The organism is Pirellulales bacterium (assembly GCA_019694435.1).
Classification (GTDB): domain Bacteria; phylum Planctomycetota; class Planctomycetia; order Pirellulales; family JAEUIK01; genus JAIBBZ01.
Genome location: JAIBBZ010000029.1, coordinates 51,553 through 77,332 on the forward strand (window position 1 = coordinate 51,553; position 25,780 = coordinate 77,332).

The 25,780-nt window shown below is 65.3% G+C and carries 21 protein-coding genes, 1 tRNA gene and 1 pseudogene; 10 read left to right on the top strand and 13 right to left on the bottom strand.

Going from position 1 to position 25,780, the window contains the following annotated elements; all coding sequences use genetic code 11:
• The first annotated feature begins 248 nt into the window (after positions 1 to 248).
• A complete protein-coding gene (locus K1X74_18220) occupies positions 249 to 1,613 on the top strand; it encodes a Gfo/Idh/MocA family oxidoreductase (GenBank protein MBX7168279.1) in 1,365 nt (454 codons plus the stop codon).
• On the opposite strand, the gene K1X74_18225 is transcribed toward K1X74_18220, so the two are convergent.
• Entirely contained in the window at positions 1,610 to 5,014 is a 3,405-nt protein-coding gene (locus K1X74_18225; protein ID MBX7168280.1) for a hypothetical protein, read from the bottom strand. The two genes, K1X74_18220 and K1X74_18225, sit on opposite strands and share 4 nt — an antisense overlap.
• 304 nt (positions 5,015 to 5,318) lie before the next feature.
• On the opposite strand from K1X74_18225, the gene K1X74_18230 reads away from it, so the two are divergent.
• Positions 5,319 to 6,152 carry a sugar phosphate isomerase/epimerase gene (locus tag K1X74_18230; GenBank protein ID MBX7168281.1) on the top strand — a complete coding sequence of 278 codons (834 nt, stop codon included), beginning with the start codon at positions 5,319 to 5,321 and terminating at the stop codon, positions 6,150 to 6,152.
• Between the two features lie 12 nt (positions 6,153 to 6,164).
• On the opposite strand, the gene K1X74_18235 is transcribed toward K1X74_18230, so the two are convergent.
• Positions 6,165 to 7,067, bottom strand: coding sequence for a carbon-nitrogen hydrolase family protein (locus K1X74_18235; protein MBX7168282.1), 903 nt, complete (start codon positions 7,065 to 7,067; stop codon positions 6,165 to 6,167).
• Between the two features lie 49 nt (positions 7,068 to 7,116).
• Positions 7,117 to 9,699 (bottom strand): HEAT repeat domain-containing protein, encoded by a 2,583-nt coding sequence (locus K1X74_18240; protein ID MBX7168283.1) that lies wholly within the window; start codon positions 9,697 to 9,699, stop codon positions 7,117 to 7,119.
• A gap of 163 nt (positions 9,700 to 9,862) precedes the next feature.
• Between K1X74_18240 and K1X74_18245 the strand changes: the two genes are divergently transcribed.
• The gene (locus K1X74_18245) at positions 9,863 to 10,468 is read left to right on the top strand and encodes an HD domain-containing protein (protein MBX7168284.1); all 606 of its coding nucleotides are present in this window, start codon (positions 9,863 to 9,865) and stop codon (positions 10,466 to 10,468) included.
• On the opposite strand, the gene K1X74_18250 is transcribed toward K1X74_18245, so the two are convergent.
• The 5 genes from K1X74_18250 to K1X74_18270 all read right to left on the bottom strand — a co-directional run bounded on the left by K1X74_18250 (position 10,465) and on the right by K1X74_18270 (position 17,608).
• The gene (locus tag K1X74_18250) at positions 10,465 to 12,081 is read right to left on the bottom strand and encodes an AAA family ATPase (GenBank protein ID MBX7168285.1); all 1,617 of its coding nucleotides are present in this window, start codon (positions 12,079 to 12,081) and stop codon (positions 10,465 to 10,467) included. The genes K1X74_18245 and K1X74_18250 overlap by 4 nt on opposite strands.
• A 256-nt stretch (positions 12,082 to 12,337) precedes the next feature.
• Complete coding sequence (locus tag K1X74_18255) at positions 12,338 to 13,600, bottom strand: DUF4010 domain-containing protein (GenBank protein ID MBX7168286.1); 1,263 nt, start codon at positions 13,598 to 13,600, stop codon at positions 12,338 to 12,340.
• 108 nt (positions 13,601 to 13,708) lie between these two features.
• Entirely contained in the window at positions 13,709 to 14,863 is a 1,155-nt protein-coding gene (locus K1X74_18260; protein MBX7168287.1) for a hypothetical protein, read from the bottom strand.
• Positions 14,856 to 16,166 carry an aldose 1-epimerase family protein gene (locus K1X74_18265; GenBank protein MBX7168288.1) on the bottom strand — a complete coding sequence of 437 codons (1,311 nt, stop codon included), beginning with the start codon at positions 16,164 to 16,166 and terminating at the stop codon, positions 14,856 to 14,858. Before K1X74_18265 ends, K1X74_18260 begins: the two co-directional genes overlap by 8 nt.
• A 14-nt stretch (positions 16,167 to 16,180) precedes the next feature.
• Complete coding sequence (locus K1X74_18270; GenBank protein MBX7168289.1) at positions 16,181 to 17,608, bottom strand: PhoPQ-activated pathogenicity-related family protein; 1,428 nt, start codon at positions 17,606 to 17,608, stop codon at positions 16,181 to 16,183.
• 159 nt (positions 17,609 to 17,767) lie between these two features.
• Between K1X74_18270 and K1X74_18275 the strand changes: the two genes are divergently transcribed.
• From K1X74_18275 to K1X74_18290, 4 genes are all read left to right on the top strand, one after another.
• Positions 17,768 to 19,666 (top strand): hypothetical protein, encoded by a 1,899-nt coding sequence (locus K1X74_18275; protein MBX7168290.1) that lies wholly within the window; start codon positions 17,768 to 17,770, stop codon positions 19,664 to 19,666.
• Positions 19,667 to 19,888: 222 nt separating this feature from the next.
• Entirely contained in the window at positions 19,889 to 20,212 is a 324-nt protein-coding gene (locus tag K1X74_18280; protein ID MBX7168291.1) for an HU family DNA-binding protein, read from the top strand.
• 476 nt (positions 20,213 to 20,688) lie between these two features.
• A complete protein-coding gene (locus K1X74_18285) occupies positions 20,689 to 20,826 on the top strand; it encodes a hypothetical protein (GenBank protein MBX7168292.1) in 138 nt (45 codons plus the stop codon).
• Positions 20,827 to 20,928: 102 nt separating this feature from the next.
• Positions 20,929 to 21,174 carry a carbon storage regulator gene (locus K1X74_18290; GenBank protein MBX7168293.1) on the top strand — a complete coding sequence of 82 codons (246 nt, stop codon included), beginning with the start codon at positions 20,929 to 20,931 and terminating at the stop codon, positions 21,172 to 21,174.
• A gap of 11 nt (positions 21,175 to 21,185) precedes the next feature.
• Here the strand turns inward: K1X74_18290 and K1X74_18295 are convergent, their stop codons facing one another.
• The 4 genes from K1X74_18295 to K1X74_18310 all read right to left on the bottom strand — a co-directional run bounded on the left by K1X74_18295 (position 21,186) and on the right by K1X74_18310 (position 23,264).
• Positions 21,186 to 21,530 (bottom strand): histidine triad nucleotide-binding protein, encoded by a 345-nt coding sequence (locus tag K1X74_18295; GenBank protein ID MBX7168294.1) that lies wholly within the window; start codon positions 21,528 to 21,530, stop codon positions 21,186 to 21,188.
• A gap of 47 nt (positions 21,531 to 21,577) precedes the next feature.
• A complete protein-coding gene (locus tag K1X74_18300; protein ID MBX7168295.1) occupies positions 21,578 to 21,832 on the bottom strand; it encodes a Trm112 family protein in 255 nt (84 codons plus the stop codon).
• Between the two features lie 113 nt (positions 21,833 to 21,945).
• Positions 21,946 to 22,269, bottom strand: a complete 324-nt coding sequence (locus tag K1X74_18305) for a hypothetical protein (GenBank protein ID MBX7168296.1) — start codon at positions 22,267 to 22,269, stop codon at positions 21,946 to 21,948.
• 488 nt (positions 22,270 to 22,757) lie between these two features.
• Complete coding sequence (locus K1X74_18310; GenBank protein ID MBX7168297.1) at positions 22,758 to 23,264, bottom strand: CBS domain-containing protein; 507 nt, start codon at positions 23,262 to 23,264, stop codon at positions 22,758 to 22,760.
• Positions 23,265 to 23,563: 299 nt separating this feature from the next.
• Here K1X74_18310 and K1X74_18315 point away from each other — a divergent pair.
• From K1X74_18315 to K1X74_18325, 3 genes and pseudogenes are all read left to right on the top strand, one after another.
• Positions 23,564 to 23,645 (top strand) — tRNA-Ser (locus K1X74_18315).
• A 192-nt stretch (positions 23,646 to 23,837) separates the two neighbouring features.
• Positions 23,838 to 24,923, top strand: a pseudogene (locus K1X74_18320) (IS3 family transposase).
• Between the two features lie 180 nt (positions 24,924 to 25,103).
• The gene (locus K1X74_18325) at positions 25,104 to 25,277 is read left to right on the top strand and encodes a hypothetical protein (protein MBX7168298.1); all 174 of its coding nucleotides are present in this window, start codon (positions 25,104 to 25,106) and stop codon (positions 25,275 to 25,277) included.
• A 117-nt stretch (positions 25,278 to 25,394) separates the two neighbouring features.
• Here K1X74_18325 and K1X74_18330 read toward each other — a convergent pair.
• Positions 25,395 to 25,780, bottom strand: a 386-nt coding sequence (locus K1X74_18330; GenBank protein MBX7168299.1) for a cyclase family protein, incomplete at its 5' end; no start/stop codon positions are given.

Consider the following 25,780-nt stretch of genomic DNA (forward strand, 5'->3'; position numbering starts at 1 on the left):
GACCAGCGATGTGGAAGAGTTCGCCCCGCCCGTGGCCCGGTAGCGTCCGAGTCGTCCCATGATCGTAGGACACGCCAACCCCGGATGAAAGCCGGTGGCGCATCGCATGGAGCGGTCCTTGGGCGACGTTTCTAGCGTCGTCGGCACGCTGGCGTCTGTTCGCTAAAGCGTTGCCGCGGCCCCGGTTGCGAACTATAACCAACTTCAACCGATCGCCGCTTTGTGCCCTAGCTTTTGCGAGACTCGCAATGCCGACTTCGACCGATCGCCGCTCATTCCTGGGCCAGGCTGCGCTTGCCGCCGGTTCGGCGCTGACTTTGGCACAACAGCATTTCGTGCAACTCGATTCGGCCCAGGCGGCCGAGCCCGCGGCCGCGCCGGCCCCGACTTCGCCGGCGGAGCGTCTCGTGTTGGCGTCGATCGGTTGCGGTGGACAGGGCTCCGGCCTGGCGCGTTCGTTCGCCAGCCAGCCCGACGTCGAGTTGGCCTACGTCGTCGATCCCGATGCGAAGCGTGCCGCAGAGCTGGCAGCCACAATCGGCAAGATCACCGGCCGCGCACCGCAACAGGTCACCGACTTGCGGCGCGTGCTCGACGACCCGGCCGTCGACGCTGTGATCGTGGCCACGCCCGACCATTGGCACGGTCCGGCCACGCTGCTGGCCCTGGCGGCTGGCAAGCATGTGTACGTCGAAAAGCCGTGCGCGCACAACGTGCGTGAAGGCCGGCTGATGATCGAGGCCTCGCGCCGCGCCGGCCGAGTCGTTCAGGTCGGCACGCAGAGCCGCAGCGCGCCGGCGATCCAAAGAGCCATGAAGCTGCTGCACGAAGGGGCCATCGGTGAAGTGCTCGTGGCCAAAGCCTGGAACAGCCAACGCCGCAAGGACATTGGCCATGCGACGCCCTCGGAGCCGCCGCCCGAGCTCGACTACGCCCTGTGGCAGGGCCCCGCCCCCGAGTTGCCTTACCAGGCGAACCGCCTGCACTACAACTGGCACTGGTGGTATGTCTACGGCACGGGCGACATGGGCAACGACGGCGTACACGAACTCGACCTGGCGCGCTGGGGCCTGGGAATCGAGATGCACCCCACGACGATCACCGCGATCGGCGGCAAGCTGTTCTTCGACGACGACCAGCAGTTTCCCGACACGCAGTACGTCGCCTTCGACTATCCCGGCGACGGGGCCGTCGGCCATCGACGTCAACTCGTCTACGAAATGCGCCTCTGGTCACCCTATCAACAGGAAGGGTTCGACAACGGCAACGCCTTTTACGGCACCAAGGGCATGCTCATCCTCGGCAAGCGCACGGGCTGGCAGATCCTCGGGCCAAACAACGAGCTGCGCGAACAGATGAGCATCGACGGGCTGGGCCCCGCGCACCACCGGAATTTTCTCGATTGCATCAAGTCCGGAGCGCGCCCCGAGGCCGACATCGAGATCGGCCATTACTCGGCCGCGCTGTGCCACTTGGGTAACATCGCTGCCCGCTTGGGGCGACAGCTGACCTTCGATCCTGCGGCCGAGCAAATCGTCGGCGACGACGATGCCGCGGCCCTCGTGCGCCGGCAATATCGCGCCGACCACTGGGCCGTGCCCGATGGCGTCTAGCGCCGTACCGCGTGTGGTCCCGGCAGGTTCGTACGGCTGGCCTGCAACGGCACCGTCGCCGGGCGCCGGGCGCTCGCCGGACTGCATGGGGCAACTGGCGGGCAGCCGCTGGTGCAAATCGACGGTACGTCGATCACGATCGGACCGCCCACCACGCAAAGCGCTCCGTCGTTGAGCCTGACGATCGCCTCACCGACCAGCTTTTGCGGTTCGTCGGTCTGGCGCAGATCGCTGCCGCGGATATCCCGCTGAGCCAGCATCACGAAGTCCTGATACGACAGGCTGCCGCCGGTCAGCGCTTGGGGCGCAGGCGGGTTCGACAACGTCCGCGTCTGGCCGGCCTTGTTGACCACGCTCCAGTGAATCAGCAGAGCCGCGTTGGTGCCGCCTCGTCCAAATCCGGTCAGATCTTTGATCAGGAACTTTTCCTCCGGCGCCGGGCAGTCGTGGAACACCAGGTCTTTGCAACCCAGGTTTGCCTGCCCGGGCGTCATCTGCCAGGTGAGCGTGGCGACGGCGGCCGGAGCCGGTTTCCAGATGAACTCAGGCGCCGGCGCGGCATTCCCGCCTTCGCGGTGGATCGGGACCTCGAGATGATTGCTCACGCCGTACGGCGTCGCCACGTGGACCTCGACAAACTCGCGATTGCCCAGGCTCCATACGTTCGGGTTGGCGGGAATCTCGACCTTCATCACCTGGCGGCTCAAGAGCTTGGACGTCACGGTGCGCCCGCCGGCGATGACCTTGGTCTGTAACACGCTGAAATTCTCGCCGATCAGGAACAGATGGGTGTTCGGCGGCGTGCCGGCCGACGGCCAGCCGACGCCCGGCGCCCCGTACCAGCCGTAGAGCTCCGGCCCCAGCGAGGTGGCCCCGTCGGCGAGCGTGGCAAACCCACCCAGCGTGTTCTCGAACGGCACATGCGCGGTCTGCGTCTGGATCGGCAGCCGATGCTCCAATTGGTCGATGACGTGCTGGACGCCCGCGACGTCGACGCCACGATACGCTTCGAGGTTGCACATCTGATGCGTCACCTGCTTGACCGCCTGGTAGGTCCGGCTCAGCTCGGCCGCCTCGTGGACGGTCAATTCCTTGTTGCGCGGGTTGGTCAGGCTGAACCAACTGCTTCGCGAATCGAGCGTGCAGTACGGCACGAACGACGGCATGACGATCATCGCCACGCATTCGCGAATGCCCGGCTCGAGCTTGCGCTGACGCAAGTCCTGGTCGGTCGTGGGACCGCCGCACAGGGTTTCTGCGAACGCCTTGAGGTTGCCTGGCGATGGCGGCGTCTGGAAGCGGGGATAGTACCGCCAGCCGAAGGTGTCGGCTCCGTGCGAAAAGCCGACGGTCGTGCGGTTCAACTGGATCACCGCGATCTCGGTATCGAGCCGCCGCAGGAACCGGCCGGCGGCCGAGGCGTTCATCTCGCCGCTGGCCACGGCCAGCGACACGGCCAATTGCAGCTCACGTCGCCGGGCCAACCGGTCGTCGATGTTCTGTTCGTCGTTCTCCGGGTCGACGGTGAACACCTGGATCGGCCACCGGCACCGGACAAACTCGTTGAACGCGGCCCGCGCCTCGGGCGACGGATGAGGATGATAGAAATCGCCCCACACGAGCGGCGGCAAGCAGCCGCAATTCTTCTCAATGGACGTAGACTGCATTTCCTCCTGCAGGCGATGGTTCAGCAGCGCCGCATCGACGATGATCGCCCAGGCCAGCGACGAGGTAACCGTGTAGTTGGCCCGTCGCGAAATGAGCCGGACATCGTGGAAGAACTGTCCGCGGAGCTTGTAAAGATGGATTTCTGCCGGCGCCCCGAGCTGAGTGCTGGGATCCAGCAAGAGTTCTGGACCGGCCGGGGTGTCCGATCCTCGTGCTAACTCGGATATTCCTTGCGCTTTCCACGGTTCGTACTCGTTCGCACGCAAGGGCCGGCGCCGCTCGTGCACGGCGGCGACCAATTCTGGGCGACAATGCGCCCACAAGGGCAGCGTCCGCTGGGTCTTCAGAAACTCGTAAGCCGCAGTCAGCTCTCGGCGCAAATGTCCCTGCACGTCGGCGACGTGGACGAGTCCCGCGCGCTCGGCAAACACGTCGCGCAGCGATTGTGCGAGCACCCCGATAATCGAGGGGCCGTAGATGTCGAGGATCTGCGTATCGGGAAACGCAGCTAGTGAGTCGCGCCAACGGGCCACTGCGCCACGCGCGGCGGCGTCAAAGACCCGCTGGCTGGTTTGTTGCAATTCGCGAGACACGTAGCCATCTCGATCATTGCTCGCGTTGCGATCTTCTGTGTATACATCGGCCGGTTGTTCGCGAACTGGCGCAGGCACACGCTCCGCATCGTCCAGGCTGAATGGCCCCTGGGGAAAGATCTGTTTGTAAAGCCTCTCGATCTCGAGGGCCTGTGCCGCCAAACTCATCTGAGCAATGCCCTGCTGAAACGCCCCAATCTGATCGGCCGGAATCACGCCACGTAGTTCGTCGAGCATGGCCTCGGCCGTCGTGGCGGCATCCATCGGGGTGTCCATCGCTCGCGAGTCAGCATCGGGCCGCGCCCTGCGCATTTCCTGCGCCGAAACTTTCCCGTCGGCGACATCGATGAAGACCTGCATGGCTGCCGGATCTTCCAGCAGCTTGACCAGCGGAAACGCCAGTTGCCGCGCGACGTCGTTGATCACCCACCGCTCGAACGTCGTCGGCAACAGCTCGTCGCTCAAGATCGGGTTGATCGTGAACGTGATCTCCGCGCCATGCCCCTTGTCCGTCTTCTTGCCGGGCAGTACGGAAACCGGGAGCCGGGCCAGGTACAGGGCATAGCCCGGGGCGTCGGTCACGTCGTCGCCTTCGTTGATCCGCCGCAGCTCGTTGAGCAGATCGAGATAACGCTTCTTTTGGAGGATAAACGTCGTCGGCTCCAACGTCGGCGTCGGCAAAGGCTCCTTCTGCTGCGGCAGAGGGATCGGCTCAAAGTCCTTGATCAGTTTTTCCGCCGCGACGGACGAGGGAGCCGGGGTACCGTCGAGGCCCGCTCCCAATTGAAACGCCAGCGCCGTCGCGGCCGTATCAGCTCGCCGAATCGAGCCGTTGATCTTCGCTTCGAACGCACATAAGTCCTTGAACATCTGCTCTTCAAAATCGACGCGGTGCGCCGTCAGCCTGGCTTCGCCCCACAGGTCGACGTGCTTGGGCACTACGGAGCCATACGTCTCGACCTGGCGCTCCAGCCAGTCGACCTCCTTGGTCCAGCGCTCGAAGCCCGGGTCCTTGAACATCTCGGGTCGCTTGGCCTTGAACGCGTCGAACCAGTCAACGCCCCAGACCGGCGCGGCCAAAACGGTGACCACCAAGACGCTCGCCGCTGCCGAGCCCTTCAACCATGTCGCGGATTGCATGGTTCTGTCCCTTTCTGCAGGCAAAGCTCGAATCCGAGTCTCTCCGGTCGACGTGAACACCCATTGGCTAGCGTCGCCCTCGCCGCCACTAGGAGGGATCGGACCGCGCGAGCGTTTCCGCCTATTGCTTGACGGCTGGGCCACGACAGATTCGCGGCGCTAGCATTCGCATCACCGCTAATCCACCAACAGCTTGCCTGGACGGATTGTTTTGCTTCGCTTCGCGCCAGCATTACATTCAGCTAGCGACGGCCGGCGGATACCGTCCCAGTTCACTCCCCAGCGATGGCGCGAGACTACGCCCATGCACTTCGTACTGTTTACCGATAACCTGGCCGATCTCAGCGTCGACGATGCCTTTCGCTCAGCGCAGCAGGCCGGCTTCGACGGGCTTGATCTGACTCTACGTCCCGGCGGTCACGTTCTGCCCGAGAATGCAGAACTGGGCCTGAGCGCTGCCCGCGCGGCGGCCGATCGTTGCGGTGCGCGGATACCGATGATCTCGACCGCGATCACCGACGCCGACAGCCCGCACGCCGAGGCGATCTTTGCCGCCGCCGCGCATTACGGCGTCGAACGGGTCAAGCTCGGCTACTGGGAATACACGCCGTTCGGCACCCTGGCCCGGCAGATCGACGAATGCCGCGCGCGGCTCGATCGCGTGATCCGGCTCGCGGCCCGTTATCACGTGCTGCCCTGCGTGCACTGTCACTCGGGCCGGCTGGTCGCCGCAGGCGGGGCGCAGTCGTACCTGGTGCTGCGCGACTTTCCGCCCGACCGCGTGGGCGCGTACGTCGACCCGATGCACATGACGATCGAAGGAGGACTGGCCGGCTGGGAAATGGGACTCGACTTGCTCGCGCCCTGGCTGGCGCTCGTCGGCGTCAAGAATTTCCGCTGGAGCGAACAGCAGCGCGACGCACAGGGCCAGATGCGCTACCGCTGGCAGTATGTGCCGCTGGCCGACGGCCAGGCCCCGCTGCCCGAGTTCTGCGGCTATCTGCGGCGGCTGAACTACCAGGGCATCGTCTCGCTACACAGCGAGTACAAGGGCGAAACCAGCTTCCGTCGGCTGACCACGCCCGAACTGGTCGCACAATCGGCCACCGACTTGCGCTATCTCAAAACGCTGCTCTGAGGCGGGGCCATCCTACGGCGCCGCAGCTTCTGCCAGCCGTCGGCTCAAGTCCTGTAGCAGCCACGGCGGCGTTTCTTGCAGATCGCCCCAGACGGTCGGCGCGCGAAACATCGCCGGGGTCAGCCGCGCCGTGACCAACTCGGTGCGAAACAGCCGCGCCTCGGCCAGCGGTTCGCCTTGGGGGCTCAGAATGAAGCTGTCGCCGTAGCCGGCCACGCCCGGTCGATCGGCCACGACCACATTGCTCCGGGCCACGACCATCCGCAACTGGCAGGCAAGTCCCACGTGGCAATTGCGCACCCAGCGGCGATGATCGTCGACGACCGCAGCGGGCAGAAAGTTGTAATGCGGTGTGAACAGCAACTCGGCACCTTGCAGCCGCGCCGCCAGCGCCGGATAGAAGAACGACGTGTCGTGGCAGATCACCGCGGCGAATTTCACGCCATGCGCCGTGAACACCGGCACCGCCTGGCCCGGCGCAAATCCCAGCGGCTCGCGATCGCCGCCGGTGAGCATCACCTTGTCATAAGTGCCCAACAGTTTGCCCTGTTGCATGACCAGCACGCTGTTGTACAGCCGCTCGCCATCGCGCCGCGCCAAGCCCACGAGCACGACCATTTCGTGCGATCGGGTATCGGCAATCAGGCTGGTGATCTCGGGGTCATCCAGCGACCGGGTCCCCTGCTCGACGTGTTCCCGCGAGTCGTATCCCGAGAGAAACGTTTCGGGAAAGGCGAGAAAATGACTGCCTCGTTCGCGTGCCGCGGCAATCACCTCGCGCACCGTCTGCAGGTTGGCCGCCAGGTCGCCGTCGCGGCAGGGGCCCTGGTAGACCGACACGACCACGTCGTGTTCGATGGCCCCGGCCGGCCGCGTCAACATCGCCAGGAGCAAGGCGGCGGCCCCCACGATCAAGCCGGTCGTTCGGCCGCGAGACGGCCCTCGTCGAGTTGCCGTTTGCATATCATTTGGCTCCCGCCGCTTCGAGCTTTTCCAAGCGCGCTCGCAGTTCGGCGTTGCCGGCCCGCAGCGCTTCGACTTGTTCGATCACGCGCGGCAGCCCCGGATTGCGCAACTGCGCGACGGCATCGTCGATGGCCCGCCGGGGTGCGAGCCAGGCCTCTTTCTGCTTGCGCGCCAGCAGCAGGTCGATCGCCTGCTTGTCGCCCGTCATCCCCAGCGCCCGGATCGCGGCGGTCCGCACCGTGCGGCGGCCGTCGTTGAGCTGCTCAGCGATGGCGGCCGTCACTTCCGGGTTGCCCGGATCGAGCCGGGCCAACAGCGGCATCAGCACCATGCGCCGGTGGGGCGAGGAAGGTGGCTTCAGCAAGGCCATCATCCGCGCGGCGGTCCCCCGGGCGTCCTGTTCGACCAAGCCCTCGGCCGCGGCCTGCAGGATCACCTCTTGATAACTGGGGCGCTCCAAGGCGGCCAGCAAGTCGTCCTTGGCCTTTTCCTTGTCGACCTTCGCGAGCGAGCGGAGCGCCGCGGCCACGGCAAAGTAAGACGGATCTTCGGCGATCGCGGCACGCAGCGCGGCGCTGGTTTCTTCGTGAGGGAACTCGGCCAGCGACTTGAGGGCCTCGCGCCGCACGGCCGATCGCGCGTCGCCGCGGGCCACCTGGATCAACGGGGCCCGTACGGCGTCGCCGCCAATCTTGGCCAGCGCCGCGATCGCTTCGTATCGCACGCCCCAGAACGCGTCGCTCGTGGCTGCTTTGACGAGCGCCTCACGCACCGTGTCGTTGCCGGAGAACTGGGCCAGGGCCTTTGCGGCGTCGGCCCGGGGGATTACGTGCGGATCGGCGGCGAGCTGGTCGAGCCAGGCGTCGAGGCTCTGCTCGACGGTGAGCTTTTTCAGCAGCCAGTCGCGCGGGTCGAACACCACGCGGCGCGGCCGCGTGGGCAATTCGAAGTGAAACGTCTCTTCGGCCTGATCGATCTCGATGCGGCGGATCAGCGTCTCGCTACCGGTCGCCAACTCGACTTCGACCGTGGCGCGAAACAAGGGGGTTAGCGCGTCGACCTTCTGCGTCTGGCGCACGTGCAGGCGCACCTGGCGGGTTGCTTCGTCCCAGTCCCAGCCGACCGTCAACTCGGGATGTCCGCCGTGATCGACCCATTGGTCTAAGAACCAATTCAGGCCCCGGCCAGTCGCCTGTTCGATGGCGGTGCGGAGATCGGCCGTCTCCACGACCTGGTACTCGTGCGTATGCGCGTAGTGCCGCAGCGCCTTCCAGAAGGCGTCGTCGCCCAGCTCGAAGCGGAGCATGTGCAACACGCGGCCCCCCTTGGGATAGCTGTGCGCGTCGAACATCACGATCGGCGCGTCGTAGCGGTAGGTCACGATGGGCCGCCGATAGCGGTCGGCGTCTTCCCGGAAATACACGTCGGCCTCTTCGCGCCGCGACCAGCTGGCGGCGTCCCAGCCTTCGTCGTGCTCCTGCCAGAGCGTGGCAAAGTACGTGGCAAAACTCTCGTTGAGCCATAGCTCGGCCCAGTCCTTGCAGGTCAGCAGATCGCCCCACCACTGGTGCGCCAGCTCGTGGGCCACGAGTTCTTCGCTCGAGACGTCCAGCTCGGCCCGTTCGTCGTGCAGCGTGTCGAGCGCCAACGTCGTGCACGACGTGTGTTCCATGCCGCCGTTGAACTCGTCGCAGCAAATCTGCGTGTACTTGGGCCAGGGATACGGATAGCCGATCTTTTCGCTGAACAGCTCCATCATCTCCGGCGTCTGGGCAAACGATCGCGGCGCGTCGGCCAGGCGCCCCGTCGGCACATACGACACCACCGGGATGCCGCGCCAGGTCTGGTCGAGCGCCTCGAACTGGCCCGCCACGATCGAAATCAGGTACGGCACGTGCGAGCGTTGCTGCACCCAATGCCAGCGCCGGCGGCCGTCGCGAGGCTCGCCTCTCTCGCGCAACACGCCGTTAGACAGCACAAAAAAATCCTCGGGCACCGTGGCAATCAGCTCGCTGGTCAGCCGCTCGTTGGGCGAGTCGAACGTCGGCAGCCAATACCGGGCATCCTCGGGCTCATTGAGAGTCCAGACCATCCGCGGCTGCTGCGGCTCGTGTTTGTCGGGAGTGACAAACTGCATGCCGCGCTCGGGACGCGTGACGCGATAGGCGATCGCCACGCTGACCTGCTCGCTCGGCTGGTAAACTCGATCGAGCTTCACGACCAACCGCTCGTCATGGACTTCAAACTGCAGCGTACGCCGATCGCTGAGATCGGCCGAGGCCCCCGACGGCACGAGTTCGATGCGGTCGATCGTGAGGTTCTTGATGTCAAACTCGACCTGATCCAGGGGCTCGAACGGCGTGAAGCGATTCGTCGCCAGTCCCTGCAGCCGCTCCTCGACGAAATCGAAATCGAGTTCGAGCCGCAGGTGATCCAGATCGACGGTCCGGCTTCGCACGCTGCGCGGTGCATGCTGGAAAGGGCCGCGCAGGTCTTGCCCCTGAACTTCGGCGGCGCTGGTCGCCACCAGCAGCCCAACGCAGGCCAACCAGCTTCCCCGCCGAGTTACGAATCGTTGCATGTCGCTCATTTCATGGCCGGAATGAGTGGAATGGAATTGTTGAGCACTCGGGTACAATACTAGTTTCCCCGAAGGTCCGGCGCGAAACAACGCCGCGGACGGCCGTTCTTGGCCGGCAGCGGCGACAAAACGCGCACAGACGGCCCGCAGGACTCGATGCACGATGCTGACCGAACGCTTCGAACAGGCCCTGGTACTGGCCCATCGACTCCATCTCGCGCAGCGCCGCAAGGCGACTGACACGCCCTACGTCTCGCACCTGTTGGCCGTCGCAGCGATCGTGCTCGAGCACGGTGGTACCGAAGACGAGGCCATCGCAGCCCTGTTGCACGACGCCGTGGAAGATCAAGGTGGGCCGCCGACGCTCGCGCGAATCCGTGCCGAGTTCGGCGACGAAGTCGCGGCCATCGTCGCTGCCTGCACCGATACCGACACGGTGCCCAAACCTCCGTGGAAGCCGCGCAAAGAAGCCTACATCGCGCACCTGGCCACCGCCTCGCCGGCAGCGCGCCGGGTCTCCGCGGCCGACAAGCTGCACAACGCCCGGGCGATTGTCAGCGATCTGCGCCGCCACGGCGACCTGGTGTGGGCACGTTTCGCCGGCCACCGCGAAGGCACGCTCTGGTATTACGAAACGCTGGTCGAAACGCTGCGCGCCACGGACCATTCGCCGCTGGTCGAAGAACTGGCCCGCACCGTTGTCATGATGCGCGAATTGGCCGACGAGATCGCGGCATCGCCGCCTGGAACCGTGCGGCCTGACAGCTAGCGCGAAGGCACTACCGCCCCCAAGTGCTGCCAGACTGCCTGCAACTGGCCGCTCAGGCAATTCGTCGTGTCGACATCGGCCGCCGCGACGCCGGACGGCAGCGGTTGTTCTTCGTCGCGCTGCCTGGCATAAAGCTCCGGCCGCGCCTCCGAGGCGTCGTTACCCTCGGCCGCACGCTGAGCAATCCGCCGCACGGCCTCATCGCTCGGGCACACGCACCGCACCAACAGCGGCCTGGCGCCGTGCCGCTGCGCCAAGTCGGCCGCCTCGCGGCGCAGGGCCGTCGTCAGAAAAGTGCCGTCGAGGACCACGGGCAAGCCGCGCTCCAAGTCGCGTTCCGCGCGGCGGAACAACTCGCGATAGACCGCCTCGCGCAGCTCGGGCCGATAGTTGCCGGCGCCGTAGTCCGCCGAGCTCGATTCGGCCCCGAGCTGTTCGCGGCGAATGGCGTCAGTCGAATGCGGCGCGAGCCCGAGCTGTTCGGCCAAGGCGCGCGCCAATGTCGACTTGCCCGTACCCATCAGGCCGCCAACGATCAGCACCGGCGGCTGGCCCAGTTGCTCGGTGTATTGGCCGGCAAGTTGCAGATAGGCCTGGGCCTGCTGCCGCGCGGCTTCGCGCTCGACGCCGGTCAGTTGAGCCGCGCGCAGGGCGGCGACCTTGGCGCGCACACAGGCACGGTACGACTTGTAGAACGTCACCAGCCGCGGTGGCGGTGCATCGCCGCTGAGGCGCGCGTACTCGCCAAACAGGCATTGCCCGACCTCGGCTGCGCCGAGCAGATCGCACTCCATCGCCAAGAAGCTCAACTCGTCGGCGATGTCGACGCAGCGCAGCTCGGCGCTGAACTCCAGGCAATCAAATACGACCGGTACCGGCAACACGCAAATGTGCTCCGGCCGCAGGTCGCCGTGTCCGTCGACGATTCGCCCGTCGCAGACCCGCGCGGCAAACAGCTCGGCGTCCGCTTGCAGCATCAACAACTGCGCTGCATGCACGCGAGCCACCAGGTCGGCGGGCAACTCGTGACGGACGTTGCGCAGCTCGGCCAGGTTGGCCCGCACGTGGGCCTCGATCTGACCGCGGAATTGTTCGGCAAAAGCGAGCAACGGCACGGCGCGCTGGTAAAACGCGGCCAGCCGTGCAGCGATGCGCTGGCAATCGCCCTTTTTCAGCGCACGCCGGCGAATCAGCTCGTCGAGCATGCAATCGGCGGGCAAGCGGCGCATCTTCACAAGCCAATCAACCACCGGGCCGCTACCGGCAAGCTTGAGCCGTCCGCCCGCTTCGCGCGTCACCGGCACCACGTCGAGATAGACCTCTGGGGCCAGGCGACGGTTGAGCCGGACCTCGGTCTCGCACATGACCCGGCGGGCCTCGACGGTGCTGAAGTCGAGGAACTCGAAGTGGACCGGCTTCTTGGCCTTGTAGGCGAACTGGGGCGTGAGGAAGACCCAGGAGATATGCGTCTCGACGCGCTCGGTGCAGCGCACTCCCGGACCAAAGAACCCTAGTCGACCGGCCGCCGTGACCAATGATTCAGGGGCGGTACGGACATTCGCGGTCGAGTCGGCCGCCGTCACGTCGGACGTCGCCAGGACGAGCGTTTCCATGGTTGGCTCCCTACCATCGAACCCTTGAATGCCTTGAGCGAGACTCGATCGTGCAGTCACAGAGCCTTCGAATCCCGCTAAGCGCTGTCGGGCAAACCCCATGCCGCGGCTGGAAACCCCGAAAAACCCCGGATCGCAGACCATGGAGGGCATCGCGCCAAGGCTGCCTGGCACATTTGAGCACACCCCCCGGTTGATCGGGCGCGCGTCTTGCGCGCTGGCCGTAGGCGGCGCTGCACCGCGCCTGCCCGGTGAATTAGGGCCAAAGGGCGATGAGCGCGGCCGCGGCCACGAGCGGTGCCAAGAAGTAGCCGGCCACGCGCGCGAGCAGGGTGCGCGGAGCAAGCGTGGCGACGATGCCCGCCTTGAAGACCAGGTTGGCGATGCCTGCCGTGAGCACGAGCCGCCAGCCGATCGCCGGTTCCAGCCGTTGGCCTTCGACAAGCTGGGCCGTCGACAGCGTAATCGCGTCCATGTCGGTGAGGCCTGAAAGCATGGCCACGAGGTACAGCCCTTCGACGTGCAGGTATTCCCGGGCCGCGGCCAAGGCCAGGTTGACCAGACCGTACAAAGCCGCGAATACCAGCGCCGATTTCAGTTCCGTGGGGTTGGCTTGCTCGGGCAATCGGGCCGCGGTCCCCCGCAAACGCAGCCAGCCGACGGCCAGCGGCGCGGCACCCGCTGCCAAGACCAGTGCGACCGGCCACGCCGCTGCCCACGCCAAGCGCGACGAAACGACGGCCATCTCGCCGAGCACGCGGGCAAACACGGTGACGGCCGCGATCGCAATCACCACGGCGGCCTGGGCCGTGCCGTCCGGGTCGCGTGCCGTGCGCCGGGAGTAACCGGCCGTCGTCGCGGTGCTCGAAATCGCACCACCCAAGAGCCCCGCCAGCAAGACGCCGGCACTCTGGCCAAACAGCCGATAGGCGACATATCCGGCCAGGCTGATCCCCACGATCAGCACCACCATCAGCCAGACTTCGTACGGATTCAGCGCGTGGAGATGTTCAATCAGGGGACGATTCGGCACGACCGGCAGGACCACGCAGGTGATCAACACGAACTGCATCACCGCCTTGAAGTCTTCATTCGTCAACCGCCGCGCGAGGACGTGCAGCTCCGGCTTTAGATGCAACAGCACGGCCACGCCGGCACCCACCGCGACGGCAACGATCCACGGGCCCACCGCGAGGTAAGCGCCCACGATGAACATCAGCAGTACGGCGAACTCGGTCGTCGTGCCCAAAGACGGGTCGTCCTGGCGCGCAGGGCCGAGATTGCCGATGAGGATGACCCCGAGCACGGCCAACAGCGCCGCGGCGATCAGCCAGCCGCCGTAGATGCCGGCCAGCGTGGCGCTCAACGTGCCCAGCACGGTGATCAACGGAAAGGTGCGCAAGCCCGCCAGGCTCGCTCCCGACCGCTCGCGTTGCAGCCCGACGAGCAGCCCCAGCGCCAGGGCCAGGCCCAGGTGCTGGAACATCGGCGTCGGATCCTGGTCAAGGCCATGTGGCATGGCGAAATCGCCGGTAGGGAATTCAGGTGCTCGTGCCCCAGACAATTATCGCACACTGCCGCGCCCAACGGGAAAACGGGGTAAAAAAACACCCCGACAGTATGCGATTTAATGTCGCGCGAGCGTCATCACGATCTCGAACAAGATCAAGACGATGATGATCAGCTCCATCAATTCGGCCCGATAGGTGGCGGCCTGATCGGCGACGACCTGGTAAGCCCCCTCGAGCACGTCAAGCGATTCCTGGATGCTCTTCTGCCAGGCGTCGAGATGAAATCGGGCCGAGAGGTTGCGATACACCCGGGCCAGGTATTGATCGCCCACGAGTTTCAAGACATTGCCGGTGCGTTCGAATTGGTCGTTGGCTTCGAGCCGCAACCGTCCCAGACCGCGAAGTTGCCGCGTGTGCGTGCGCCAAAACGGCAGCCATCCTCGCGCCATGGGGCCGATCGTGCGGTACGACTCGGCCAGTTGCTCGTCGAGGTGATTGTCCAAATCGCGAAACTCGAGCAATTGCAAGTTCGCGAACTCGATCGTCTGCAGCGTCTCATCGCAGTCGTCGTCGATCAGCACGGCCGCGGACCAATCGCAGACGAACAAATCGCGCGGGCTGTACGACATCCGGACGCGGACCGCCTCGGCGGCTTCTTCCACGCTCAAGGGTCCCGCCTCGAGGCGGACCAGCGCCGCCAGCCAGGCCGGGTGGCGCGCCAGCAGCTCCTCGGGCTGGGGCAAGCCGGAAGTCGTGGCGAACTCGAAGACGAAATACTCCTCGGTCAGTTCGCCGAACTTGGGCCGTTCGATGGCCGGCTGAATCGCGGCGAAATGCAGCCGCGCCGTGCGGCGGGCCACGGCAATCAGCGGCTCGGCGTCGATCAGCGCCGCCGCCAGGGCCGGCAAGTCGCCGGGGCGGGCGTGCAGATCGCAGCGCAAGGCCACGCTCACGGCGGCGAAATCGAAAATCACCGTTTCGACCGTCGCCGACAAGGCTCCCACGACGGGCAATTCCAACGGCACCGGTGCGGAACGCACGCGCAGCGGCGGCGGGCGAAACGAAATCGACGTTGGCGTGCGCCGCCGCCGGGGCAGGGGGGCCGCCGCCGCCGACAACAAAGCGGCCGCACGCTGCAGGTCGACCGCGTCGCCCCAATCGAAGGCCACGAACATATGCAGCCGGCAAACCAGCGGCTCAGCGGTCGGCGGCGCGGCGTCCGGTAGCGCGGCCCGCCCGGCTTCGTCGGCCCGCGCCGCGGCGTCAGTCATGGTCCACGACTTCCGGCTCGCGATCGTATTTCGTCTCGCGGCCGGCTTGAATCTGCTTGACTTCCGCGCCGAGCTTGGCGATTTCGCCTGCCTGGTCGTGCAGGCCGACGATCAACAGGAACGACTGCTTGGCGCCCGCCTCGAGCCGGGAGACCCGGCCGTGTTCGCGCTCGTGCTTGCGGTTATAGGGAAAGTTCGTGCCCGGCTCGATGCCGGTCACATAGCCGTCGTGCTCGTGCGCCGTGTTTTTCCACACGGTCAGGTAGGGCAGATTCTGCAGGTAATAGCGGAACGAACACGCCAGGTCGCCCGCCGCGTTTTGCAGAAAGCAGAGCGTCTGGCCACCTTTGTCCGCATAGGGCCGCAGACAATAAACCTGTTCGACGTAGCCGGCGACCGGCCCCTCGTATTCGCCGAACCGATGCGGATCGCTCTGAGCGGCGACGTCGTTCATCGGCGTGACCTGCGCGACCGGCGCGACGAACCGCGCCTGCGACTCCAAGAGCGGCGGACCGAAGTTCGCGTGGTAGAGCATCTGGAACTCGCTCGGCGTGCCGCCGACGTTGACGACGTCGTCGACGATCGAAAACGCCGATTTGCCCGGCTCGATGATCAGCGTGGTCCGCAACAGCAGCTTCGGGCCATGCACCATCGTTTCATAGACGTCGCCGAGGAGTGAGACGCGATACGGCGCCTGTTTTTCGTAGACAACATCAACTTGTTGCGCAGGCAGGTAGTCGAGCTTGCCGTGCAGCGTCAGTTCGACTTCGGTTTTTTTCCCCGTGTTGTCGACGATCACGTCGCGGCCCGGGTGGCCGTTGTTTTCCAAGCCGCAACGACACAGCCAGGCGCCGAAGCCGTCGAGCCAGCCCAAGCCGCCGCGCGCCGACAGATTCACGAATTGCGGGTGCACGATGTCGCGGACGGGCGATTTCCAGCCCAGGCGCACGCGGCCGCGTTGGGCCGACCAGATCGACAGCCCGCGCGTCGGGACCACCACGATCTCCAAGTCGCCCACGGCCAGCGTAATCAGGTCGACGCCTTCCTGTTTTCCGCCGGCGAGCCGCTGCTTGGTCACGCGCCACTTCACCGGGCAATCGGGCACCAACTCGCTCCCTGCGAGCGTCAGCTCGGCCGGGTTGAAGCTTTCCTCGATGCTGACCAGCGTCGCCCGTCCGGTTTCCACGGCCGGTTCGACCTGGCGCGGCGCAGGTTCCGCACCGTACCCCGTGCCTGGCAGCGTCAGCAGCGCCAGGAACGACCAGCACCGACCCCAATTCCCACGCAGCAAAGTCCTCGACACGCTCGCCTCCTGGTTCATTTGCCGCCCGGTGCCAGGCCCGCCTTCTCGGCAAAGGGCAGCACGTCGGGCACCACGCACACGTCGGTGGTCAGCTTGAGCGGATAGCTCGCGCCCACGTCGAACGTCAGTTCCAGAAAAAATGCCGTATACCCCGTGGCCGGCGCGGCGACCGTCACCTCGAACACTCCCGGCGCAGCCGCGGCCACCGGCGTGCTCAGATAGGCCGGCCCAATCACGTCAAGCCGGAAATCACGGGCCTGGGGGTTCGTGGCCTGCCAGAGCTTGACCTCGCGCGGCGGGTCGTCGGCCGTCACGTGCAAGGTGCCCGCGGCCGTTCGCTGCCAACCGAAGCGCGGCCGCGCCTTGTGGTGCAGCACGCATTCATAAAAGGCCTGCAGCGTCTCGCGGGCATCGCTGCCGGCCAGCGAGTGTTTGGCGTTCGGCACGTAGCGCAGATGCTTTTCCTCGGGCATCTCGTGGTAGTAAAGGTGCGAATTGTCTGGCAGGAAGAATTCGTCGCCCGCCGCGTTAATCAGCAATTTTGGAATTCGCAGCCGGTCGCGCTGGCGGTACTGGTAAGGGTCTTCGATCGCCAGCACGGCGCGATACTCGGGCGTGCCCAGCTTGCCCGGGAACAGCCCGTGCTTGACGTAATCGTCGAGCGCCGACGAGAAGAACCCGTACGCAGCGAGATGATGCCGGGTAATCGCCTCGGAATTCAAAGCGTCGATGACCAGCGGCACGATCGCGATCACGCGCGGATCTTCGACGGCGGTCAGCCACGTGGTCCAGCCGCGTTTCGACCCGCCGGCCACGACGAATCGTTCGAGCGCCAGCTTGCCGCCGGCTTCGCTGGCCGCGAATTCGGTCATCGCGTCGAGAGCACGGACCGCGCTTTTCACCATGGCCAGCCGCACGAGCCAGAGCTCGTCACGTGTGGCCATGTAACGCACGCGGCTATAAGCGATCAGGTCGTCTTCAAAGCGATGCGCGTCGGGCGTATCTCTGAAAGTCAGCGGCTGATTGGGCACCATGCCCAATTCGGCGACGACCGTTTGCGTGCCCACGGCCAGCGCCGCGACGCGCTCCGACGCCGCGGTGGGTGCGGGATCGTTGTTATTGCCGCCGCCGATGAACAAGAAGCCCACGCCCGGGCGAACTTTGGCCGGACAGACGATCGTCAGCCAGTGTTTCCAAACGGGCCGGTCGACCTCCGCCGTGCTGCGCCAGGTCTGCGAAGTCAACTCGAGCACGTGTGCCGTGTAGGCCTGACCGTGCAACTCGCCGGGATGGCTGTCGACGAGCTTCCAGCCATAAGCCGGATCGGGCTGGGCCAGATAACGGTCGAGCGCCGTCTCCTCGGCCCGGGCGCAAGGCATCCCCACCGCCCACGCCAGCAGCAACAGTCCGCCGCAGAATCCGCGCAACAGTGTCGGCCGCATCGTGAAGTCCTCTGCGAAGCGTCTCTCCCCCGGCAACAGCGACGAGCATAGCCCGGCTTGTCGATGAAGTCATCCGGCTGCTTCGGCTACGATACGAGAGCTTGGATACGACACGTTTGTGGCGCTCGACCCCGTCTCAAACCCTCAACAGGTTCTTCGATGAATTGCCGCTGGCTGTTGCTCCTCGCCCTGATCTGGCACCCCGGCGCCGCGCGCGGCGGCGACGAGCCGCGGCCCTTTGGCGCCGATTATCCACAGCTCGATTCGTTGGCCGTCGGCGATTGGTGGACCCGTAAGGCGAAAGGCCCCAACCCGCCCCCGCAACTGGATGTGCCACGCGCGGAGGTGATTGCCTTTGCGTTGTATACGCACGATGCCGGCGTGTTGAAGCTCACCGCGCAATTGTTCCCGTTGCGGCCAGGCGAACCGCGCGAGGCGCGGCTCGAGCTGCAGCGCGACGGCCAATGGGTCGAAGTTGCCCGCGCACCGGTGCTGTATCCCGGTTGGAGCGCGCATTTTCGCGTCACCGCCTCGGATGGGACGCAGGACGTGCCTTACCGCGTGCGCCATGGCGATCGGGCCGAATTCGCAGGACTCGTGCGGCGCGATCCGCGCGACAAGCCGGTGATCGCGATCGCCACGATGTCGTGCAATTCGAGCCGCACGACGGGCCTGCGTCCGGAGATCATCGACAATCTTCGCTACCAGGATCCCGACCTGTTGTTTTTCGCGGGCGACCAAACCTATCGGCACACCGAGCACACCGCCGGCTGGATCGAGTTCGGCCTGCAGTTCCGCGACGTCATTCGCGATCGGCCGACGATCACGATCCCCGACGACCACGACGTGGGGCACCCGAATCTCTGGGGCGCCGGCGGCAAGCGTTCGACCTTGGCGGGCAACGCCGACGGCGGCTACCAGTATCCCGTGGCCTACGTCAACATGGTCCAGCGCCAGCAGACCTGGCACTTGCCCGATGCGGTCGATCCTGCGCCGCTCGAACGCGGCATCGGCGTGTATTTCACGCGCTTGCGCTGCGGCGGCATCGATTGTGCCATCCTCGAAGACCGCAAGTTCAAATCCGCGCCCGTCGGCGCAGTGCCGCAGCTCGGCCCGCGGCCCGACCATATCACCGACAAGCATTACGACCCGGCCAGCGTCGACTTGCCGGGCCTCGAGCTGCTGGGCCCGCGGCAGGAGCGTTTCTTGAACGACTGGGCCGGCGATTGGACCGGCGCGGAGTTGAAAGTCGTGCTCTCCCAAACGGCCTTGTGCGGCGCGGTGCACATGCATGGTACGGCCGACGGACGGCTGCTGGCCGATTTGGACTGCAATGGCTGGCCGCAGTCGGCCAGGCGCCGCGCGCTCGTGGCGCTGCGCCGCGTGCGGGCACTGCACCTGTGCGGCGATCAGCACCTGGCCGTCGTCGTCAAGCACGGTATCGACCGCTTTGGCGACGGTCCGTATGCATTCACCAGCCCTGCGTTGGTCAACACGATCTATGGGCGATGGTGGCATCCAGAAGACGAACAACCCGGCGCCCATGCGCGCATCGACTGCCCGTTGCCTTGGACGGGCGACTATCGCGACGGCTTTGGCAACCTGCTCACGATGCTCGCCTATGCGAACCCTGGCGACATCAACGACGAGCGACAGCGCGGCGACGGGTATGGACTCGTGCGGATCGACAAGCGCGCGCGGCGAGCGACGATCGAATGCTGGCCGCGATTCGCAGATGCCCGCCAAGGCGACTCGGCCCAGTTTCCTGGGTGGCCGGTGACGGTCGAACTCGACCAGAACGACGGCCGCACGCCGGCCGCCTGGCTGCCGGAACTGGTCTGCGAGAATCAGCGCGACCCGGTCGTCGAGGTGATCGCCGAGGCAAATGGCGAGGTGCTGTATGCGTTTCGCGCCTCGGGCGACCGCTTCTTACTGCCGGTGTTCGCCCCCGGCAACTACACCGTACGGCTGGGTCGCGACCGGCCCGGCGAACGGGTTTTGACGAAAATTCCCGCAGAATCTCGCGGCAAATCAGGCCCGCGGACCGTGCGATGGTAAGCGAGAGCCCGGCTGGGACAGGGCGTCGATCCTGCACGGGGGGAGTACAAATTGCCCGAAAAAACCCAGCCCGTCCGACTGCCAGACGCAAAAAGTTCGGGGTTTTTGCGATTGATCTAGGCATTCTTCCGCGAAAAGTGCTATAAGTCCGCATCGGCAAGCATGTCCGAGTGCGGACGTGCGAGGACAAATCAGCGGTCTGTCACATTTGAAGGATGCAAGATGGCCAAAGCTGCCGCGAGTGAGAAGGCAATGAGCAAGTCCGAGGTCCTGGCCTCTCTGGCCGAATCGACCGGGCTGACCAAGAAGCAGGTCGGCGCCGTCGTCGAGGGCCTGGGCGAACTGATGGTGAAGAGCCTGGGCAAGAAGGGCCCCGGCAAGTTTGTCGTGCCCGGCCTGATGCGCGTGAAGGTGGTGCGCAAGCCCGCCACGAAGGCCCGCAAGGGCATCAACCCGTTCACGGGCGAAGAAACCATGTTCAAGGCCAAGCCGGCCCGCAACGTGGTGAAGATCAGCCCGCTGAAGGGCCTGAAGGATCGCGTCTAAGTCGCGCGAACACGCCTAACGCAAGTATCGTCCGCTCGTCGATCAACGCGAGTACCGCTCCTCGAAGGACCGGCACACGACAGGGCGCAGACAACACGGCCCGGCCCATGTGATGGCGCCGGGCCTGTTTTTTTGCGCCAGCCACCCAGCAAATTTCGCCGAACCCCGATTAGTTGACAAACGTACAGTATCTGATACGTTGGTCCCTGTCGGGACTGGGCAGCCCGTCTGCCTGACGAAGGGCACGATTTGCTGAGAGGAATTCGACCGTGGAAACCGCGCAACTGGCTGTGGAAATGTATCGCTCCGCTTCGCCACGGGACAAGGCTGCTTGGCAGCCGCCTGGCGAATCCAGGGCGAGCTACCCGGACGCCCCCTGTCAGCATCGCCAAATAACGCTGGATCGCCCGGCAGCGCTGGCCGAGGGATTCTCGTCTCCCCAGTTGGGTGGACGACACCCGACAATTTCGCACGGCATGTCCGCGCAGCTTGCCGTGGCGTCGCGCGGCGCACGCGCTCATGCGGCCGAAATCTCGCCGCCTGAGCCCGTGCGATTGGGCGAATTACTGCCGGACCTGGTGGCCCGTTATGCCGTTCGTCTGGAAGCACCCTAGCCCTGCGGCAATGCGCGATGGCCGCGCTGCCGCTCGGCGCGACGATTGGTTGCCATTGGTCTGTACCCGACAATAATGCACACGTTCACGGAGGATATCACCATGCTGATCCTGTCTCGCAAGCCCGGCGATTCAATTCTGATCGACGGTGGAATCCGTCTGACCGTGCTCGAGGTCCGTGGCCGAACGATTCGCCTGGGCATTGAAGCGCCAAAGCACGTAGCCGTGCAGCGCGAGGAGCTCGTCGGTCCGGGGCATGGAGCGCGTGGCCAGGGGCAGGCCCTGTCCGGACATTGCGCGCAACCGTTGGCCGACCATACGGCCGCTGCGTTGCGGCGCTCGGCCTGAGACGGGTCCCGTCAGCCGGGCGGCCAGCTCAGGCTGCGGCCCCCCAGCAGATGCAGGTGCAAGTGATCGACCGACTGCCCTCCGTCGGGACCGCAATTGACGACCACGCGGTAGCCTCCCGATAGCCCGAGTTTTTGGGCCAATTGCGTGGCTGTGAACAACAGGTGCCCTGCCAGCGCGCGGTCGGCGTCGGTCAGATCGGCCAATGACGGAATTTCGCGTTTCGGGATCACCAGCACGTGGGTCGGCGCGCCCGGGTTGATGTCGTGAAACGCCAGGCAATGCTCGTCCTCGTGAACGATCTTGGCCGGGATTTCCCGATCGATGATCCGCTTGAAGACGGTCTTTTCGCTCATGCTGGAGCTCCCTCGGGCAAGGCTTCTTGGGGCGGCGATCCCGGGGTCTAGAGCTGATCCAACGGAATCGCTTCGTCGGCCAGCATGATGGGCAGCCCATCGACGACCGGGTAGAGCAGCTTGCGGTCTTCGCGCACGAGTCCGCCGTCGAGCGGCTTGCGGATCTCAGAACCACCCTGATTGCGCAGCCGACCAGCCGCGATGGCCCCGTTCAGGGCGTCGATCAACGCGGCATCGGCCTCGGCCACCCGGGAGCGATCCTGCGGGCAGCGCAGCAAGTTGAGCAAGTCGGGATTGATCATCGGCGGCGCCTCGGGCGAAGGAACGTGTTTGCGCCGTTCGCCAGCGCAAACACGCCCCCAAAGTGGCCGTCGCCGTGGGATTTTGCAAGAGGGGGCCGCGGCCCGTCGAACCGCTATTGGGCCTGCACCGGGCCGCTGACGTCGATCATCGGGCCATTAACCGCGGTCTTGCGCCGGCTGGGGCGCGTCTGGCTCCATTCCTTGGTCAGCGTCTCGAACACATCCGGCGATTCGTAGCGAATCACCGTCTTGCCTTCGGGCATCGGACCAATCAATCCACGAAACACCGGCATCCCGCGCAGCTCCAGGTCGGTGCTGCAATCGTCCACGCCGATTTGAGCATGCATACGCAACAGGGGATCGGGCTTGGCGTAATCCTTGATGCGGAGCTTCCCGTCTGCGCCACGGGTCACCACACGAAAGATTTCCTTGGCCATATGTCGTCCGCCGGGGGCTAGAGGAGAGTTTCACGAGAGGTACGCGACTTATCGTCCTCGGCGAATGGCGGAACCCAGGCAAAATAGACCGCCGGTCTCGGACAAAACCACCGTGAAAATCGGTAGTTCAGCGAGGCCCTGCGGGCGCCACGATCGGCCCCAACTGGAGCAATCGGCGCCGTCGTCGGGCGCTGCGCGGTCCGTCTGGGCACGCCTCTGCGACTTCTGTTGCCATTCCAGCCAGGAATCGCTGTCAGGCCGTACGCGCAGGTGCGCGAGCAGGAGACTTACGGAGGGTTCCATCGCCGCCGAACGGCCCGGGAACAACGATCCCGCCCACGCCTCGGAAACGAACCTTGCCGCGGAGCAGAAAGCCGCGACCTTGGCATCCCTGCAAACACGCAGGCCGTGGGACGCCTCGGCGCCGCGCCGCGCCAGGCGTCGAGGCCCTGCCTGGGCAAGCGTTCGACAGCGGGCGATTCCGGGCTCTAGATGCTTGGAACCAGGTTCGGCTCGCGAGTCTGTTGCAGTAGGAACTGCAACACCAAGAACAGGTCGGTGTTGGTCAGAATGCCGATCAGCGCGCCGCCGGCGATCACCGGCAGGCAACTGATGCCGTGGTCGACCATCAATGCCACGGCGTCTTCGAGGCTCGCGTAGGGAGTAATCGTGATCACGTCGGTGCTCATGATGTCGCGCGTGCGAATCTGCTCGAGCAACTGATGATCGGGAAACTCCGACGGCCCAAAGCAGCGAATCACATCGCGATCGCTGATCACGCCTAGCAGATGCTGATGCTCGTCGGCCACGAGCATGTGGCGGCACTCGCGGGCATGGATCAGCCGGGCGAGTTCGAGGACCGAGACATCGGGGCCCACGGTGGTCGGCGACGGCGTCATGATGTGGCAGGCCAGAATCCCTGCGCCGCGCGGGCCAGCGTTGGCGTTCGAGATGGCTTCGCTGATGGCGTCGCGCTTGCCGGCGTAACGATCCATGAACTGTCACTCCAGAACTTCGGGTCACGCCGCCGCGAGCCCTGCAAAATCGGTCGAGCCTAGAACAGGGCGTTCGGGGCGCAGGTCACGCAACCCTAGGTCAGTTTCTCGCCGTCGGCAAAGCCGGCCGCGGCGATAAGTCCCGCGGCAGAACCGTCATAAACCGCCCGAGGCTGCCCACGCCGCCGCGCGGCCTTGGGCTGCAAATCGGAGCCCGAAAATGGGTCCTTGGTCCCGCGATTCGCTGTCCTTGTCAGTCGCCATACGCCGACGGTAAATTTGAGGTCGGTAGGTCGCTCGGAGGGTAAGCGAATGGTGAGCGGTCTGACTCGAAATCAGATGCCGGGAAACCGGTTGTGGGTTCGAATCCCATGCCCTCCGCCTTCTGGAAACCTCTCGTCCCAAGTGCCCTTGAGATTGGGTGTTGTGACGAGAGGTTTTTGATTGCGCCCTCGCTTGTCCAGGATTAGCGGCACGACGCCGACCAGCAGACTGTTAGCTGCCCCCTGAAAACCGATCCGGCCTGAAGGTTAGTATTTGGGCCTGGTCATTCATTTCAGGAGGGATTGCAAGATGGCCAAGCAGCGATTTCAGGCGGAGCAGATCATCGGCAAGTTGCGTGAGGCCGAGGTCGAGCTCTCCAAGGGGCTGACCGTCGGTCAGATCGCCAAGAAGCTGGGGATCACCGAGCAGACGTACTACCGCTGGCGGAAGGAATACGGCGGTCTGCGCACCGACCAGGCGAAGCGGCTCAAGGACCTTGAGAAGGAGAACGCCCGGCTGCGACGCCTGGTGGCCAACCAGGCCCTGGACATGGAGATCCTCAAGGAAGCCGCCTCGGGAAACTTCTGAGCCCGACGAAGCGACGCCGCGCGGTCGAGCACGTTCGTTGTGCCCTGGGCCGCGAGCGCGTGTCGGAGCGTCGGGCTTGTCAGGTGTTGGGCCGGTCGCGCTCGAGCCAGCACCGGCGGCCGCGGCAGAGTCCGGGCGACGAGCCGCGGCTGGTGCGGCGGATGATCGAGTTGGCGACCCAATACGGCCGGTACAGATATCGACGGATCACGGCGTTGCTCCAGCGCGAGCAGTGGCGCGTGAATCACAAGCGGGTCGAACGTCTCTGGCGGCAGGAGAGCTTGAAGGCAGCCGAAACGTCGCAGGCTGTGGCTGAATGACGGCTCGTGTGTGCGGCTGCAGCCCGCGCATCGAGATCACGTCTGGAGCTACGACTTCGTGTTGACGCGCACGCACGACGGCCGGCCGGTGCGGATGCTGACGGTGCTCGACGAGTACACACGTGAGTGCCTGGCGATCGACGTGGCCCGACGCTTGACCAGTGAAGATGTGTTGTAACGCTTGACGGACTTATTTATCCGTCGCGGCGTGCCCGATTACATCCGCAGTGACAACGGCGCGGAGTTCACGGCGCATGCGGTTCGCGATTGGCTGGATCGGGTGGGCGTGCGGACGCTGTACATCGAGCCGGGCAGTCCCTGGGAGAATGGATATATCGAGTCGTTCAACGGCAAGTTGCGCGACGAGCTCTTGGAGCGTGAGATCTTTGACACGCTGCTGGAGGCCAAAGTCTTGATCGAGCGTTCGCGGCGCGAGTACAACACGGTCCGGCCACACAGTTCGTTGGGCTATCGACCCCCGGCCCCCCGAAGGCGCGCCACCTGTGGCCTGCAGCTTCCGCTACGCTCCAGCCGCGGGCCACAGCTGAGAAACAACAGCAGGCAGCACTAACTTAAACACTGGTGTCATTCGAGGGGGCAGGTCACCGGCGCGATCGCGGCGAATTATTCCGACTATTCGAGCCCGGCCGCGATTTTGATCCATCTGATGGCCTGGGGCGGCCTGATCAAGGCGAGCGAGTTGATCCTGTTCCCAGGCCTCGTGGCGGCCAAGGCACGCATGCTCGGCCGGGCAGGCTTCATCAACGTGGTCCTGTTGGTCTGCGTGGTGGTCGGAATCTACTTCACCTATTTCGGCTACGTGGCCTCGCACAGCGCCTGAGGCTTTCGCTGACAAGACGACCGAACTGCTCCAGGCGTGAGAATCCAAGCCGAAGGCGCTCGAGACGTCGATGCTCCCAACGGGCGCCGCGAAATTCGATCCTCCGCGGTTGGGCCGCTAGCGCACTGCGATCGGGTTGCCGGGCGAGCCGGTCGCGCCTTTGAGGCGCAGAGGGGCAAAGATGAAGGCGAATTCGTAGCAGCGGTCCGCGGCGAGTTCTTCCAAATCGAGGTTCTCCAGGAAATAGATCCCGTGGCGAGTGATCATCTGCTGGTGGACTTCGATCGGCCGCTTGCCTCCCGGCGGCGGGTCGACTTCAACGCCCCAATTGTCGGCGCCGACCAGCACGATTTCCTGGCTGGCCAGCCATGCTGCGGCCTCGAGGCCGAGACCCGGTTCGCCCGAGTTGTAAGTCTCGTTGTCCTTGATCCACAGCTTCGAGTGCCCGGTACGGATGAGCACGATGTCGCCACGGCCGATACTCACCTTTTGCCGCTCGAGGG